General features: G+C 37.2%; 11 protein-coding genes. All 11 read right to left on the reverse strand.

The window, feature by feature from the left end:
* Positions 1-35: 35 nt before the first annotated feature.
* Entirely contained in the window at positions 36-1253 is a 1218-nt protein-coding gene (locus tag TRESU_RS09315) for an HD domain-containing protein (RefSeq protein ID WP_013702000.1), read from the reverse strand.
* Positions 1253-2053 carry a hypothetical protein gene (locus TRESU_RS09320; RefSeq protein WP_013702001.1) on the reverse strand — a complete coding sequence of 267 codons (801 nt, stop codon included), beginning with the start codon at positions 2051-2053 and terminating at the stop codon, positions 1253-1255. The genes TRESU_RS09315 and TRESU_RS09320 overlap by 1 nt, the downstream gene beginning before the upstream one ends.
* Positions 2053-3750 carry a DNA repair protein RecN gene (gene recN, locus TRESU_RS09325; RefSeq protein WP_013702002.1) on the reverse strand — a complete coding sequence of 566 codons (1698 nt, stop codon included), beginning with the start codon at positions 3748-3750 and terminating at the stop codon, positions 2053-2055. Before recN ends, TRESU_RS09320 begins: the two co-directional genes overlap by 1 nt.
* Positions 3743-4597 carry an NAD(+)/NADH kinase gene (locus TRESU_RS09330; RefSeq protein ID WP_013702003.1) on the reverse strand — a complete coding sequence of 285 codons (855 nt, stop codon included), beginning with the start codon at positions 4595-4597 and terminating at the stop codon, positions 3743-3745. Before TRESU_RS09330 ends, recN begins: the two co-directional genes overlap by 8 nt.
* Positions 4594-5670 carry a DegT/DnrJ/EryC1/StrS family aminotransferase gene (locus tag TRESU_RS09335; RefSeq protein WP_013702004.1) on the reverse strand — a complete coding sequence of 359 codons (1077 nt, stop codon included), beginning with the start codon at positions 5668-5670 and terminating at the stop codon, positions 4594-4596. The genes TRESU_RS09330 and TRESU_RS09335 overlap by 4 nt, the downstream gene beginning before the upstream one ends.
* Before the next feature lie 113 nt (positions 5671-5783).
* A complete protein-coding gene (locus TRESU_RS09340; RefSeq protein ID WP_013702005.1) occupies positions 5784-6275 on the reverse strand; it encodes a chemotaxis protein CheW in 492 nt (163 codons plus the stop codon).
* A gap of 69 nt (positions 6276-6344) precedes the next feature.
* Complete coding sequence (locus tag TRESU_RS09345; protein ID WP_013702006.1) at positions 6345-7106, reverse strand: ComF family protein; 762 nt, start codon at positions 7104-7106, stop codon at positions 6345-6347.
* 52 nt (positions 7107-7158) lie between these two features.
* Positions 7159-9750: a DNA mismatch repair protein MutS gene (gene mutS / locus TRESU_RS09350; protein WP_013702007.1), complete on the reverse strand. Its 2592-nt coding sequence runs from the start codon at positions 9748-9750 to the stop codon at positions 7159-7161.
* 67 nt (positions 9751-9817) lie between these two features.
* Positions 9818-10351: an OmpH/Skp family outer membrane protein gene (locus tag TRESU_RS09355; protein WP_013702008.1), complete on the reverse strand. Its 534-nt coding sequence runs from the start codon at positions 10349-10351 to the stop codon at positions 9818-9820.
* Between the two features lie 38 nt (positions 10352-10389).
* Positions 10390-12867: an outer membrane protein assembly factor BamA gene (gene bamA, locus TRESU_RS09360; RefSeq protein WP_013702009.1), complete on the reverse strand. Its 2478-nt coding sequence runs from the start codon at positions 12865-12867 to the stop codon at positions 10390-10392.
* 21 nt (positions 12868-12888) lie between these two features.
* The gene (locus TRESU_RS09365) at positions 12889-17289 is read right to left on the reverse strand and encodes a translocation/assembly module TamB domain-containing protein (protein WP_013702010.1); all 4401 of its coding nucleotides are present in this window, start codon (positions 17287-17289) and stop codon (positions 12889-12891) included.
* Between the last annotated feature and the right edge of the window lie 13 nt (positions 17290-17302).

Below are 17302 nucleotides of genomic sequence, written 5' to 3' on the forward strand. Positions count from 1 at the left end.
AAAAGTTGTTTATTTAAACAATGAAACGTTTTTTTTCAGTCTATAAATTCGTGGAATAGTTTTTTTGCATCGATTCCATTGATAATTTTTCCGTCATCATAAACCTTCAAAAGATTTGCCTTTCCATCTGTAAGTTGCTGGCTCGTTATTCCGTAGCGAATAGAAAGTCCGGCTTCAAGCAATGCAGAATAATGGTCGGCAACACGAACCAAGCGGCCATCCACTGGATTATATTTGTCTTCATTGAATGCGGAATTCAGTTCCTCAAAACTTACAGGAAGAACACATCCGTCAAAAACGCATCTGTTCATAAATTCATCGCTAGTAAAATAAAGTATTTCATCGCAATAAAATTTTTCCATAAGCGGAACAAGTTCTTTTGAAACAATTTTATCTTCAATGTCTTTTACTATCGCAGGAAGTCCGTCGGTCGCTCTTTTTACAGGCGAAATTATATCGCGCGTAACGCTTTCCGGCAAATCATGGAAAAGGCCTGAAAAAAAGTTGTTATAAAGACGTTTTGCACACATTTTCACGCCAGAATCACGGCACAAAAGCAAAGTCAAAATCGCAACAAAAAAGCAATGACCAAGCACGGATGTCCGCGGAACTCTCGGAGTTTGATTCCACCTTGTCTGGAAACGAAGCTGCTCAATCCGCATCAAAAATTCAAACGGCTTCTGTTTTGTAATCAAAAGTTGAAGTCCGCGCAAATCAAGGTATTTTTGCAAGTCGGCATTAAGCTCTTTACGGATTGAATCCAGACGCTCAGTTTCGTTCACTGGAGAAATCATTTCAAGCTCACGCAAAGTTGAATATTTATGCGCCGCTCGGAAAATTTTTACAGTAAGAGGAAGCTCTTTTTTTTCAGCGGAAAAACTGCTTAAATCCTTCAAATAAAATTCAAATTTCTTATAAAGTTCCTTATCGTCAATTAAATCTTTGTAACGCTCTAAAACCCAGTCGTTAAGGCGGGCGTATTCTTCCGGATATTCATTTTTTATAAGAGTCTGAACCGGGCTTTTTATGTCGCAAAGCTGAATTTTTCTGAGCAAATCAAAAAGGCTCGCATAAATCAGCCATTCCCAATCAATTTTTGCGCCGAGATTTTCTTCATATTTTGCAATTATGTATGCAACGACTGTTTTTTCTGCGTGCTTGTCCATTTCGATTATTTCAAAAGGACGAACCAAATCGTTCCAGCGTTCAATAGAAAATGCTTCGAAAATTTTCAGCGTAAATTCTTTTTTCATTATTTTGAGCTTCCGGCTTTTACGTCGGCTTCCATTTTAGTTTTCCAAACAAGCGCTTTTTTTCTTATGTTTTCGGATTCTGTGTTGTCGCCAAGAGCCATTGCAATTCTTCTGTTTGCAATAAGAAGATTTATCGCCATACGCATATCATCAAGCCGACGGGAAGCAAGCTCATAACGATCCCGGTATTCCATTGCGCATTTGTCCAAGAGGTTGCGCAAAAGCCTGATGTAAGTTACAGTTGTTTCGTAAACTGGAGAATTGTGATCAAAATAATCTTTACAAGCCTGCTTCATGTTTATAAAATTTTTTGCAACAACAGCATGGCGGCCGCGCATCTCAACAAAAGATTCTTTCCATTTTGAATTTTCGCCAAAAGCATCAACAAGAAGATCAATTGCAAGCCCTATTTTTTTTACAATGTCAAGTTTTCTTCCGATGGGAACAAAAGCAACGGATGCCAAATGAGTTTCCAAGTCAGAAAACGGACAGTCAACAATATTTGTAACAAGTTCTTCAAGATAAATTATAGATTTATAAATTGATTTTCTGGCATCGTTAAGAGTATCGTTGTTTTTTGTTTCAAGCATTTCAAGAGATATGCTGTTTATACTCATTTGCAAAGTTGCCGTGTAAATCATTTCCTCGCAAAGAAAAATTTTCTTTTCTTCAATTCCTTCCTTCGCACTTCTAAGAGCAAAAGATTCGTCTCTTTCTTTTTTTAAGCAATCATTGATTTTTTCTTTTATCGGGCGGACTCTTTCATTAAATTCTTTTCGCAACTCATCTGATATAGCCATTACCTTCCTCCGAATTTTTTCAGCATTGCAGATGCGTGTTCAAGCGACTGGGAAGAATCTGAATCGCCAGACAACATTCTAGCAATCTCTTTTACGCGCTCTTCGTCAGAAACTTCAAAAACATTCGAGGCCGTTGTGTTTCCTTCCACGCCTTTTTGAATCTTAATTTGATTATCGGCATAAACGGCAATACTCGCAAGATGTGTTATGCAAAGAATTTGCTTTTTTTCCGCAAGAAGCTTCATGTGGCTTCCAACAGAAACCGCAACCTCTCCGCCGATTCCAGTATCAATTTCATCAAAAACAAGAGTTCCCGCCAAATCACCGTCCGAAAGAATTGTCTTCAATGCAAGCATTACACGGCTAAGCTCACCGCCAGATGCGATTTTTGCAAGCGGATTCAAAGGAGAACCAGGATTTGCACTGATTAAAAATTCTATATTGTCCATTCCATAAGGACCGCATTTTTGCTCAACCGCATTCCCTTCTTTTTCAGTAAGTCCAACGCGGAATTTGGTGTCTTTCATTCCAAGGCTGCAAAGAATTTTTTCAACATCAAGCGACATTTTTTCCGCAGCGGATTTTCGTTTTTCACTAAGCGATTTTGCAAGAACGTAAACTTTTTTTTCAAGCTCCGAAATTTCTTTTTCCAAAATCGATTTATCAAAAGTTGAGCCGCCAAGTTCTTCAAGCTGCCTGGAAGCATTTTCAGCATAAGAAAGAAGATTTGCGACAGAAGAATTTCGTCCTGTGTATTTTTGTTTCAGCCTGAAAATAAGCTCAAGCCGCTCCTGAACTTGCTCAAGCCGCTCCGGGTCAAAAACAAGCGAACTTGCATATCTTCTAAACTCGCCTGCAATGTCGTCAATTTCGTAAAACGCAGACTGAAGCCGATTTTCCAAAGGTTCAAGAGATTTATCAGAATCCAAGGCTTTTGACGCAGTTCCGCAGATTTTTTTCAGCAGGAAAATAATTCCGTTTTCACCTTCGCCTTCAAAAGCGGAATTTATTTCTTCAATATCAGCGTAAAGTTTTTCAAATGATGACAGTCTGTTTTCTTCGGCTTCAAGCTCCTCGTCTTCTCCAGCTTTTAAATTCGCCTCAGAAATTTCAGAAACCGCAAAATTCAGCATATCGATTTTTGCATTTCGCTCCGATTCGTTGCTATTAAGATTTTCAAGAATTTTTCTTTTTTCAACAAGCTGATTATAAATTGAAGTAAATGATGAAACTTCTCCGACAATTCCGGCATAAATATCAAGATAACGACGGTGCTCGGCAACTTTCATAAGTGACTGCTGCTCATGCTGCCCATGAATGTCAACGAGAAATGCTGAAAATTCAGAAAGAATCACTCTTGTTACAGGAGTTCCGCCAATCCATGCTGAAGATTTCCCATTATCGCGGATAACTCGCCGGATTATTATGCGGTTTTCTTCAGATTCAATTCCGTGCTCATCAAGCCAAAGAAAAGTTTCTTTGTTTTCAAGGAAAAATACGCCGGAAACTTGGGCTTCATGACAACCAGCGCGAATTTGTTCTGTACCAGATTTTCCGCCGAGCAAAAAGGCAAGGCTTCCAATCAGTATTGATTTTCCGGCTCCAGTTTCACCACTTAAAACAGTAAAGCCTTTTTCAAATTCGATGTGCGCGCTTTCAATAAGAGCGAAATTTTTTATATCGAGTTCTTCAAGCACGTGGACCTCCTGACCAGTTTAGTTTGCTCTGCAATGCTGAAAAAAATTTTTCCTGCGTAGAACAAATAAGCCTTGCCCGAAATTCTGGTATTTTCAAAATCAAAACATCGCCTTCTTTCAACTCAAAATCAATCTGACCATCGCAAGTCAAAGAAGCATCTGAGCGGCTGCTCATCAAAGTTATTACAATTTCACCTTTTTCTCCAAAAACCAAAGGCCTTGCAGACAAACTGAAAGAACTCACCGGCGTCAAGACCAAAGCTGAAAGTTCCGGCTCAACAATCGGTCCGCCTGCAGCAGCAGAATAAGCCGTGGAACCAGTCGGCGTTGAAACAATTATTCCGTTCGTTTTAAAAGGCCCTAAAAGAGCATGGTTGTAAGCCACATTTAAATTTACAAGATGAGAAGACGGACAACTCGAAATAACGCAGTCATTCATTCCGCAGCATCTGAAAACGGTTTTTCCATTTCTCAAAACTTCACACTGAACTAGAGAGCGGCTGCTTATGTAGCATTTTTCCCTTAAGAAAAGCTCCAGTTCTTTTTTCCAATTGTCTTTTGGAACTGCGGCAATAAAACCAAACTCTCCCAAATTTATCGGAAAAACAGGAATTCCTAAAGGTGCGCATCCACGGCAGGCAAACAAAACAGTTCCGTCTCCTCCCAAAGTTACAACAAAATCATAGCCTGAAAAATCAATATCAAGAATTTTTGAGCGGACTTCTTTTCCGTCATATAAAAAGAGCGAATTTTCAATATTTTCTTTTTTCAAAAAAACTGAAATTTCATTTCCCAAAAGCCCGGCGTTTTCTTTAAAAGAATTAGCTATGATAAGACATTTTTTCATGGCAAAGAAGACAATACCTTTACAATCTGAGCCGCATCTTTTTGTCCCAGTCGAGGATACAATGGAAACAATGCGCAGCGCAACAAAAGTGAATTCGCGCAGATGCATTCAGAAGCAAGCTCTTCCTGCCTAAGAGCAATTATAGAATTTTCAAAAGCCTGGCGAATTTCAATATTTTTTTTCTGCGCATAAGATTTCACATCTTTAAACCCAGAATTCAAAACTAAAGGAAAAGAGTAAATTGTAGAGCCATCTTCCGCAGCGCGCACAAAAGTTTTATGCCTGCCAGACATCACAGCTCTTGAAAACAGAGCAAACAACTCACGTCTTGTTTTTTCATTTCGTGAAAATTCCTTTAACTCAACAAGCGCCAAAGCCGCATTCATGTCCGGCAGAATATCTGTAAAAGGAGCTTCATCCGCAATGTGCTTTAACACAGTCCATTCACGGCGATTCGGAGCTATAAGCAACGTGCCGCCTCCAGAAGTTACAATGTCCCGGTCTTCCATTCCAAGAATAGCATAAAGACCATACATTCCAGCTTTTTTTCCTACAGCGGCTTTCTGCTCTCCTCCTTCTTTTTTTTCAGGCTGTTCTTCAGTAGGATAAGTTGCAAAAACCGACTGCGAAATATCTTCAACTATAGGAATTCCAAGTTCCAAAAATGATTTGATTTCAGGAAGAATTCCCATTGTTTCATTTAAAATCAAAAGCCGGCCGCCATCCTTTATGCACTTTTCAACAGACTCAACTGTTACAAGCCCAGTTTCTTCGCAAACATCAGCAGCAAGAACTTTATATCCTAATTTTTCCGCAGTAAGCAGCTGATAAGACGGAGCAAGCGCGCTTACAATAACTCCACTTTCTTTAGGCAGATTCAAAGCTTTAAAAATGTATTCCAATGCAATCGCCGGACTTCTTAAGGCAACTGCGCCGTCAAATCCAATCAGTTCTTTTGCTGTCTGAACAAGCCTTGTGTTCATTTCGCCAGGTCCGATTTTTTCATCAACCATGCAAGTAAGAACAGCTTCCATTTCTTTGCGGCGGATTGTAGAACTATAAGTATGAATCATTTTAAATTCCTTAAAACAAAATATTCACAGAAACAATAATTCTATTTCCGCATAAAAAATATAACAAACGGACAAAAGAGAAGATGTTCTGAGAAAACAAGCATGAACAGAAATCAGACAGCTTCCGGCTCAAGAATTTTCTGAAGTTCCTTTGCACTGAACAACTTGCGTGTATCAAGAATAATAAGATAATTATTTTCCTGACGAACTACGCCGTGAATATATTCTGTGCCAATTCCACTGAGCATCTGTGGCGGAGGTTTGATTTCATCGCCTTGAACAGGAACAACACGCGCAATTCTATCTATAATAATTCCGATTTTATTTCCTTCAATATCAAGAATAATAAATCCGCCTTCATCCTCACCAATTTCATCATCTGAAGCCTTCGCCATTTTCTTGATATAAAATCTTTTATGCAGATTTATTATTGGAATGACTTCTCCGCGCAAATTTATAATACCCTCAACATAAAAAGGAGCATTCGGAATAGGACGCACATTTTGAATCTTAACGATTTCCTTGACATCCATAATGTCCACACCATAAAGCTCATCTCCAAGCTGAAAAGTTACAAGCTGCAACAATGTATCTTCATCTGCCATAGATTTCTCCCATGAATCCATAAAGATTTTAAAGCTAATGCTTCTATTATTTTAATTCATAAAACAATTCTAGTCTACTACAAATAAAGATAAAACGTCTACTTTTGAAATTCCGGCATTTTTCAAAATTTCACAGCAACTTTCAACTGTAACGCCTGTCGTCAAAACGTCGTCAATTAAAAGAACTTGTTCCGGCAAAGAATTTTCAGAGGAAAGACGCTTCAAAAGTTTTGACTCTGTATAAATTTTTCCCTTGGAAGACAAGCGTTTTTTTCTGTCCAGTTTTTTCTGCTGATTTTTTTCCGTGCGCTCCAAAAGCTTTAAAACTTTGTATCCAAATTTCACTTTAAGAATTTCTGAAAGCTCTTCAATTTGATCCCAGCCTCTTGATCTTATTTTTCCGGGACGAGGCGGAACAGGAACAATGAAAATATTTTCTGAAATTCTTTTTTTAATTACAGAATTGCAAATTTCAGCAAATAAAAGTGAAAGATTTCTTTGATTTTGCATTTTCCATTCGAATAAAAGAGTCTTTGCCCAAAGTCTGTATGGAAAAACAGGAACAACTTTATCTGAATTTTTCAGAATGCGCTCTTCACGGCAAGACATGCAGATTTCTTCTTCACTGATTAAAGATTTTCCGCAGATACGACATTTTTCACAATGGGAGTTTTCCGCTTCATCATAAAGTTTTTTCGAGCACGAAATGCAAATTTTTCCATTGAAAGTGGAATTTCCGCATACACAGCATTTTCCATTTCCAAACATGAAATTCAAAACAAGCATTGCAAAACGCTTAAAATCATAAATTGTAAATTTTCTAAAAGCCATCAATAATATGATTACTCGGAAAATAAAAAAAATGCAGTTTTTGTAAAAAAATTTATTTTTCAGCTAGACTTTTTTTCCATCGTAAAATATTTTGCAACGCCACCATTGGAGTCATGTTATCAATGTCACAAGAAAGAATTTCATCAAGAACAAGTTCCTCTTCGGAAAACAATGAGCCTGAAAAAATTTCAACTTTATTTTTTGAAACTTCCTCAGTTTCAGTTTCTGGAATTATAACGGACGCATCTCCTTGAATTTTTTCCAAGATTTTTCCTGCGCGCTCAATGACGGATTCTGGAATTCCTGCAAGCCTTGCAACATGAATTCCATAGCTGTTTTCACTTGAGCCTTCAACAACTTTTCTAAGGAAAACAATATCGCTGCCGTTTTCCGCAACAGCCATGCAAAGCCGTTTCAATGATTTGTGCTCCAGCCTTGTAAGTTCGTGGTAATGCGTTGCAAAAAAAGTCTTGCATTTCAATGTATTTAAAAGATATTCGCTTACAGCCCAGGCAATCGAAAGTCCGTCTTCCGTGCTAGTTCCCCGCCCTACTTCATCCATTATGACAAGAGAATTTTGTGTTGCGGAACGAAGTATTCTTGCAGTTTCCGTCATTTCAACAAGAAAGGTCGATTCTCCGCGCGCAAGATTATCGCTAGCTCCAACACGGCAAAAAATCCTGTCAACAATTCCAATATTCGCTTCATCAGCCGGAACAAAACTTCCAGTCTGTGCAAGAAGCGCAATAAGAGCGTTCTGACGCAAAAACGTGCTTTTTCCCGCCATATTCGGACCAGTAATCAAAGCAAAGGACGCGGAATTTTCAGGCTCAGAGCCGCAAAGGGAAACATCATTCGGAACAAATTCGCCAGCAGGAAGATGACGCTCAACAACAGGATGCCTTCCGTTTTTTACAGAAAATTCCAAGCTATCAGACAAAACGTGCGGACGATTCCAATTGTAAAGAATTGCTGATTCTGCAAAAGAACAAACAACATCAACGTAAGCGATTTTTTTTGCAGCCTGCTGAAGATACGGAATATATTTTTTCAGTTCATTTCTGACTTCAATAAAAAGATTATGCTCAAGCTCAAGAATTTTTGCGCCTGATTCATTTAAAGAATTTTCAAGTTCCTGAAGCTTTTCAGTTGTATAACGCTCAGCATTTAAAAGTGTCCTACGCATAATAAAATGGGGCGGAATTTTATCAAGCTTGCCTTTTGTAACTTCTATAAAATATCCAAGGTTGCCGGTGCTTTTTATTTTTAAATTCTGAATTCCTGTTTTTTCTTTTTCTGACTCAATGTATTCTTCAAGAATTCCGTTAAAATCATTTCGTACTTTTTTCCAGTAGTCGAGTTCTTCCGACCAGCCGTCTTTTATAATCCGTCCTTCTGTAAAAACTGTGGCTGGATCTTCCGCAATTGAATTTTCTATAAGGTCAATAATTTTTTGTGCGGAATCTTTTTCAGGCATAGAAAAATCGTAGCGTTCCAAAACAGCCTGCGACTTCAACCAGAATTTTAAGCTTGCCTTTAACGCCTGCAAATCTTTCGCATGAGCCCTGTCCATTGCAATTCTTCCGGCCAGCCGCTCAACGTCAAGAATTCCATCAAGATTTTCCCGCACGCAATGAAGCAAGTTTCTGTCTTTTACAAAAAGCTCAACGTGATTCTGCCTTGAATTTATCTCATTTTCATTTGTAAGCGGAAAAGAAAGCCATGAACGCAAAAGTCGGCTTCCCATTGCGGTTTTTGTATTGCTCACAGATTCAAGCAAAGTATAACTAGAAGTTCCGTCACGCAAATTAAAAGTGATTTCAAGATTCCGTCGCGAAGAATCATCAATTATAACAAACTGAGAATCCTGATAAACTGAAATTCCTGAAATATGCGAAACAGGCGCGTTCGTAGTTTTTTCTATATAATCAAGAAGAAATCCTGCTGGAGGAACTTCGGGACTTTCTTTTGTAAGTGAAAATGAATTTAAATTCGCAACTTTAAATTGCTTTACAAGATGCTCATAATTTTTTTCAGCATTGAAGTGCCAGTCCGGATACCAGGAAACAGACGCAACCGAAATTGTTTCAAGGATAGTTTGAATTTCCTTATTATTTTTTAAACTTTCAGGAAGAATTATTTCTTTTGGGCTGCACCTTCCGAGTTCCTTAGAAACATTTTCCGCAAATTTATATTCCGGAAATTTTGTGGCACGAAATTCTCCAGTCGTTACATCAATGTAAGCAAGTCCAGCAAATCCGCCGGAAATAAAAATGGAAGCAAGAAAATTATTTGAACCGCCATCAAGATATTCGCTTTCAACAGCAGTTCCCGGCGTTACAACTTCGACAACCTTTCGCTCTGTAAGTCCGCGTTTTGCAACTTCGCCAACCTGTTCTGCAACCGCAACTTTTTTTCCCATCCGAAGAAGCCGTGCGATATAGCCTTTTGCAGAATGATACGGAATGCCGCACATGGGATTGTCCCCCTTATGCGTCAATGTAAGATTTAAAAGCCGCGAAACTTCAAGCGCATCTTCATTGAACATTTCATAAAAATCCCCTAGCCTAAAAAACAAAACATCATTCGGATGCTGTTTTTTTATTCCAAGATACTGTGTGATAACCGGGGTTTCTTCTGCCATCTTTTGCTCCAATTTTCAGACCATTGCCTGAATGAAAATTCAAAGGCAGGTTTTAATTTTTATAAAATCACATAAGTCCAAGCTGCGAAATAACCTGATCTGTAATATCAACAGAAGAACTGTACCACAAAATTGCGTTTGACTCCTGAAGATTTAAAATCATGCTGTAGCCGCCAGATTCCGCAACACGAGCAAGAGTATCATAAAGTTTTTTGTAGAAACTGTTGTTTTCCTGAAGCGATTTTTTTAAAGACTCAAGCTCTATGTTTTTTGCATTTGTATATTCATTTATAAAATCTGATTTTTTTGTAATCTGCGCTTCAATTTTCATTGCTTCTGTATCATTGCCTTTGCGTTCAAATTCTATTTTCTGATCATTCAAACGCTGAAGTTCTGCAACAAGACGGTCGATTTCTCTTTTAAATTCTTCTTTTTTATTTTCGTAATTTCTTACAGGAGCGGAATTTCTAAAATACGCCTGATAAACTTTTGCAGTATCTACAACAGCGAATTTTGTAATCTGCTGCGCAAACGAAAATGCCGCTGAAAAAATTCCGAGCAAAGCAAAAACAGCAATTCTTTTTGTAAAAAAAACTTTCATAAAAACTCCAATTAATTTTAAATTTCCGGCGTAAAAATCTAGCGGTTTGTCATGCTGAATGAAAGAACGAAATTCCAGTTCTTTCTCCAGTTGTAATCTCCGTCTCCGTCCTGATCAGTGAATACAGGAGAACCATCTTTGATTTTAAATGTGTTTGCAAACAACAGACGCAAAGGAAACTGCTGAATAGAAAATCTAAAACTCGGACCAAAACTAAAGTACCAGTCTTCCTCTTTTAAATTAAAGAACTGATAAGGCTCATCTGTAATTGCAACTGCATCGCCCCAAAGGTCAAGCGAGAAAATTCCAGGAATCACAGGCATTCTAAGTTCAAGTGAGTTGCACCACATAGCTTTTCCGCGACCTTTATCTGAATTGTAAATTGTCCATCCGCGGCCATTAAACATTCCGTCTATATAAAGCTGATTGTTCTTTTTTATCGTTGAATCCAAAGCCGAGAACTGGAACGAAAGTCCAGAATATCCCATAAGAACCAGTTTCAATGCCCAGCTGTCTGTTATCGGTTTATTTACAAGAGTGAAATATTTTTCAGCCTTTGTATCTGTACGCAAATAAAATTCGTTTTCTCCCCAGTCAGGCGCAAACGGCAAAAATCCTTCATGCATAAGTCCGTACCAAGAAAAACGTTGGCTTGCAAACCATCCGCTTGAAGGATCCCATGCAATATTTCTTCCATCCATAGAAAATGAAGTCCAGATGGAATTGCGCGGCTCCCAGTTATCCGAGTACTGGCTTATTGAAGTATCATAAGGAATCCAAAGCGAATCATCATAAAGATTGTTAATAAGGCTGCTCGTAACGCCACCAGAAAGTGTAAGAATCGCAAAGTTAGGAGTCCAGCGATGTCCTAAAGAAAGTCCAAGGCTAAACTGATTCTGCTCATACTGCATATAATAATAATCATTGTCAATGTCGCCGCTCGGAAGAATCTTGTCTCTTAAAGCATAATTGTTTGAATGAGAATAGCTAAGCGAAATATTTGTGCTTATAGGTTTGTTGAAAAGCCAGTTCTGACCGTAACTCAAAGAAACTGACTGTTCATTTGTAGAAAGCGTTGTTCCAACAGAAGCAAGTTTTCCTTCACCAAAAATATTTGAGTCTTGAATTCTTGCAGTAAGCGCAATCGGAATTTCTCCAGGATCAGAAACTCCACTGAACGTAAATCCAAAGTCAAGCGAAGTTGTGCTCTGCTCTTCCACAGTGAAAACAATGTCAACAAGATTTTCTTCTGAGCCTTGAAGAACTTCCGGGGAAACCGCAGAAAAATACTGAAGGTTGTAAAGGTTTCTCATTCCGTTTGAAATTTTTGCATTTGAAAAAATATCGCCTTCTTCAATCGGAATTTCACGGCGGATAACAAAATCCTTTGTTTTTTCATTTCCTTTTATGATAATATTTTCAATATGGCTTCTCGGATTTTCCTGAATTCTGATTGTATATGAAATAACTTTAGATTCCGCATCTTTGTTTATATCAGTTGCAAATCTGTTTGAAGTGTAGCCATTTTCATAATACAAGTTCTGAATATTCATTCTTGTTTCTTGAAATTTTGTTTCGTTGTAAACCGCGCCAGTTTTCAGGGTAACGAGATTTTCAAGTTCTTCTGTTGTAAAAACATGGTTTCCGTCAAAAGTAATTCCACCGAAATTGTACTGAATTCCCTCTTGAATCTCAAAAGTTATTTCAATTTCCTCACGGTTCTTTTGTTCATTGTACGAAGTTTTTTGATCAATATTTACAACTTTCGCATCTGCATATCCGCGGTTCTGATAATAAGCAACAATTGCCCTTGAATCCGCAGACAAAGACGATTCCTGAAATGAGCCTTTCCTAAAAAGTCCGGCTTCTTTTAATGAAATTTTTCCTTTGAGAGTTTTTGAAGAAACAACTTGGTTTCCTGCAAAGCCAATGCTTTTTACAACTGTCTGGCGGCCTTCCCTGATTTTAAAAGTAACATAAGCTCCGTCATCACGCATTTCAAAAGAAGATTCTACAGAAATTTTTGTATAGCCTTTTTCAATATAATAATTTCTTATGGCTCTTTCATCTTCAAGAACTTTGCTTTCTACAAAAATATCTTTTGCTTTTAATGAAATTTTTGACTTTAAATCAGCATCATGAATATATCTGTTTCCGTCAAAATTCAGTTTCATAACGACAGGACGCTCAACAACGCTCAGTATAAGATTCACAGTTTTTCCGTTGTCGGCATTTTTCGCAGCTTTGATTTCAACATCGTCAAAATATTCAAGAGAAAAAAGTCTATCGTAAAGCTCGCTGATTAAATCATCAGAAAACGGCTTGCTTATAAAACTGCTTGTAACGCCGTCCAAATCGCCTTGCTTTACATTTTTCAAATTGTCAAAAACTATATTTTTTATAGGCTTTCCGTAAAACCAGTCTTCCGAATCTGTCTGAGAAAAAACAGGAGCAGCAGAAAAAATCGCCGCAACACAAAAAACAGCAAACACAAAAAAAGTGTTCTTAACGCGCATAAAATAAAATCCTCTATATCGTTAGAATGATACACGCCATGACAGTGTAATAGAAGTTGCCTGTGTCCACGATTGCTGGAGCTCGCCCAAGTCAGGAGCAAAATTCCACCTTATGTTGGCAAAAGGCGCTTCAAATTCCAAACCGATTTCCGGCTGAAAAACAAGACCATTGCCCGAAGTTCCACCAGAATCAAGTTTAGTCTTGTCATAAGTCCAATGCAGCAAAGCATCAGCGTAAATGTCATCGCCGAAGTATTTACCAATATAAACAGTCGAATTGTCAAATAAGTTACCAATTATAGAATTATTATCAGAAGCTCTGTTCATATTGAGTCCCTGCATAATTGAATTCTGCAGGATAGTGGTTCTGACAGAAAATATATCAAAATTACTCAAATCACGCAATGCACTTTCAATTTTTCTAAGAAGCGTAACCTGAACTCCATAGTCTCCTGCCGCAACAAGAAAGTTTCCGACAGAAGACGCATCGCCTGAAGCAATCTGCCCTAAAATTTCCATAATTTCACTTTCAGATTTTGCAGGGCTAGAAGAAAGAACCGCATTGAATCTTGAAATATTCTGCGAGATTGCGGAAAGCGTGATTGTAACAGGATCGCCGTTTGTATCGTGCTCGCGAGTTTCCGCGCGGACAGTTATAACAGGATCAAATTTATTCTGGGTTTCATCCAAAATCAGCTGACCTTGCTTAAGATAAAAGTTCCGGCTTAAATACGAAACTTCTCCTCCGCGCAGAACAATATCGCCTTTTATTCCCCAAAGTCCAGTCGCAGTATCAGCATTTACAGAAATCGGAGTTGACGGAGCAACAAGGCTTCTAACCAGCGGATTTATTGCAATCTGAACTTTTTTTCCAATCATCAAATCCAAGTTTATTGAAAAGTCAATGTCATTTGACGCGACAGGCTTTTTCTTTTGAGTAAAATCAGAAGCGTTCATGGAAACTGAAAGCTCCGCATTTTGTAAGCCAACAGAACCATTCAGGCTGACAGAACGATCTTCCATAATAAGAGAAGCATCAACAGAAGTGTAGCCTTTTATTCTAAAGTATGAAACTTTTGAATCGATTGGAATATCCTCGTCTTCCAAAGTCGCAAGGTTAAGCTCAAGAGTCCCAAGAGACCATCTGTCCAAGGAAACAACTGCATTCGCCGCAAGAATTCCGTCTTTGATTTTAAAGTTTGTTTCTGGAATTGAAATTTCTTCCTGCGAAAAATCAACATTCATTTCGGCAGTTGTAAAATGCTCAGGAACAAACTGCGGAAGATTAAAGTCAACATCCGAAATAACAAACCGTCCGTCCATATCGGGATCTGTTATTGTCCCAGACAAATTTAAATTCCCTTCAACAATCGCAGAATAAATAGAAAAAACTTTTGAATTAAAAATGCGGGCGCATCTTGAAACGTCCCAGAAAATGTTTTCAAAATCAAGATCAACGATTTGCTTTTTTATGTTTCCATTTAAATCAAAATAAAGAGGCTTATCTTTGGCAACAGAAAAACTGATTTTTCCATCATCAAGAATTTCTCCAAATGCGCCAAGATTTTCATCAGTAACAATATCGAATCTTCCCGGAGAACGGATTACAGAAAATTTAAACGGAACAAAATCTGCAACAAGCTCGCTTTCAACTGAAGCAAAAGTCGTTTCAACCGAATAGGCTTCCGGGAAAAAGCCTTCTAGATTTTCAGAAAGATTTGAAAGTACAAGTTCGATTCCCGTTTCAATTTTTTTTTCTCCGGCATGAGCTTTGGCTTTTAATGAGGCAGTTCCAGAAAAAGTTTCAAAGTCAATATTTGAAGAAACTGAATCTATCTGAAAATTTTTCCAAGAAATGTCCGCACTTGAAATTGTAAAAGTATTTTCTATTAGAGAAGCTTCTGCCGATGCCGTCAAATTTGAACCGCCAAGCAGAACAGAAGAGTCTATTAATTTTGCAGACAAATACGGATTTTCAAAAGTTCCGCTTGCAGAGAGTTCCGCATTTAAAACATTACTTTCGTTTTGTCGTAAAAGAAAACGGCTAAAAGGAAACGCCTCGACTTTTGTTCCGGCTGAAAAATAAAAATCGCGTTTCAAATTATCTACTGAAAAGATTTCTCTCATAGGATTCGTAAGCTCAGCCTGAAAAGAAATTTTTTCAGAACTTTTTGAATCTTTCAGCTGAACAGACAAAGTTGAACTGTCAAAAATTTTTTCATTTATATTCCAAAATGCATAGCCCTCGCCTTCCAGCTGCGCAAAAGAATCTTTATAAACAACGCTAGAAGCAAGAAAACTTTTTTCATTCACTTCGCCTTTTATAGTAAGTTCTGGCTTCAAACGAAATTTTCCAGAAAGTTCAGAAGCGGAAAAATTTTCAACAAAAAAGTTCCAGTCATATTTTGACAAAACTGAAAAATTGGAATCCAAAGAAAACGCAAGCATAAAATCATTTACAGAAACAGGCAAATCTTTAAAACGCAAAGAGCCGTCTATAAAATTTTTAAAGTCAACAGCGACATCAAGTCCGTAGTCTCCTGTAATGTTCAGCCAGTCTCCAAAAACAAAAAGTCCGTTAAACGCATAAGGAATCGAATTAAAAGTAAAATCAGAAGAAAAAGTCATCTGGTGCTTTGGAAATTCCACATCAAGACCGCCAGACGCGCTCAATGAATTTTTTCCATAAATCAAATCAGCTTTGCTTACTTGAACTGAAGTTCCGACTTTTCCGCCTGTGCCATCAACAGATAAAAGCAAAACTTCTTTGTCTTTTTTTGTGTTGGCAAAAATTGCAAGAGGAGAATTGTAATTGTAATCTTTAAAATCTGTGGCAAAGTAAGCTTCAACATTTGAAATATAAGGCTCGGAAATTTTTACAACTTTGTTTAAAACATTTCTTCCATTTTTTTCTGTAAAAAAAGCTCCAGTCTTAACGCCTGTTTCAACAAAGAAATTTTTCAATTCAGCAGAAGCCTGCAAGTACATATTTTTTCCAAGCTGAAGACTTCCGCTCGCATTTATTCTGCCAGGCTCACCGTATTCAAGATGCGAATAATCGCTAGCTTCAAATGCAAGTTCAATAGACATTCCAAGCGATGAATATCCTTGAAAAGCTGTGTAGCAACTGTAATCTCCAAAATACAATTGCGGAATAAAAAAATCAAAACCTTTGTCTTTTCGTGGCTCAAAAAAAATCTCAGCGGAAATTTTATTTCCATTAAAAAAAGAATAATGCTCTAAATTCAAATATCCAGAAGGCTGAAGTTTTGGAATATAGAAAGAACCTTCAAAAGTTCCCTGTACAATCCCACCGGACGCAGAAAGTTTTTTTACATTTATATCAATGTTATTTCCTGAAGCCTCAACATTTAAAGTCTGTGTGCCTTTTGCAAAACGTCTGGGCAAGGAAAAAAAAGTTTTTGACTTCCAGTTATATTTTAGCGAATTTAAATCAAATGAGAATTCTGAATCAGTTGAAAAAATAGTTCCTTTAAAAAATTTCACAACAGGATGAAGTTTTTGGGTTCTAACAATTTTTAGCGGATCAAAAGAATTTGACTTTAACTTTGCTAAAATTTTTTTTGAGGTAACATCAAAAGAAATCATCGTGGAAAAAGGAAAAACTTCACGAACAGATAATATTTCAATCTTAGGACTTTTATAAGCCGCAAGAAATTCAAGCTTCCGAAGAGAAATATCAGCCTTATAATAATTATCAAGTTTTACAGTGCATGAACTTCCAGAAACAGAATTTAAAATTTTCCCATTCAAAACAAAAGTTGCTCCAAAACTTCTTTCACCAGAATAAAATAAAAAATTTCCTTCTGACTTTAACCAGGAATCAACAGCATTTTCATTTTTTCCAAAATAAAAATTTTTTAATGACAAAGAAAAACTTTTATTTTCCGCAGTAAAATTTAATTTAAAATTTTTTACCTGAACATCAAAAGGAAGAATGAAGGCAATTTTTTTTATCAAGGATTCAACTTTTTCAAAAGAATTTTCAGCTGAATTATTTTTTTCTGAAACAGTTTTTGCAGAATTTTTTTTGCTGTCAATATTTACACAAGCATCTTTCACCAAAAGTTTTTCAAAAGCATTTTCAAAATCACCTTTCAAAATTTTTGGCAAGCTGAAATGAACATAAATCTTATTTACAAAAATAATTTGCTGCCCGCTTTTTGAATCCAAAACATCTATACCTTTTATGCAGATTTTTGATAGAATGGACGGCGATAAAGATTTGTATGAAATCTTCATGCCAGTATTTTTTTCAAGTTCCAGCACAATTTTTTTCTCACAGCTTCTGATTGCTACGTCAACTTTGCTATAAACAGGTTTCATCGCAGCAATAAAAGACGCAGCTATCAAGAGAAAAATAAGAATGCCAATGCTTGTCTTTAACACTTTAGATTTCATAAAGAATCTCGTT

It is taken from the genome of Treponema succinifaciens DSM 2489, assembly GCF_000195275.1.
GTDB classification, from domain to species: domain Bacteria; phylum Spirochaetota; class Spirochaetia; order Treponematales; family Treponemataceae; genus Treponema_D; species Treponema_D succinifaciens.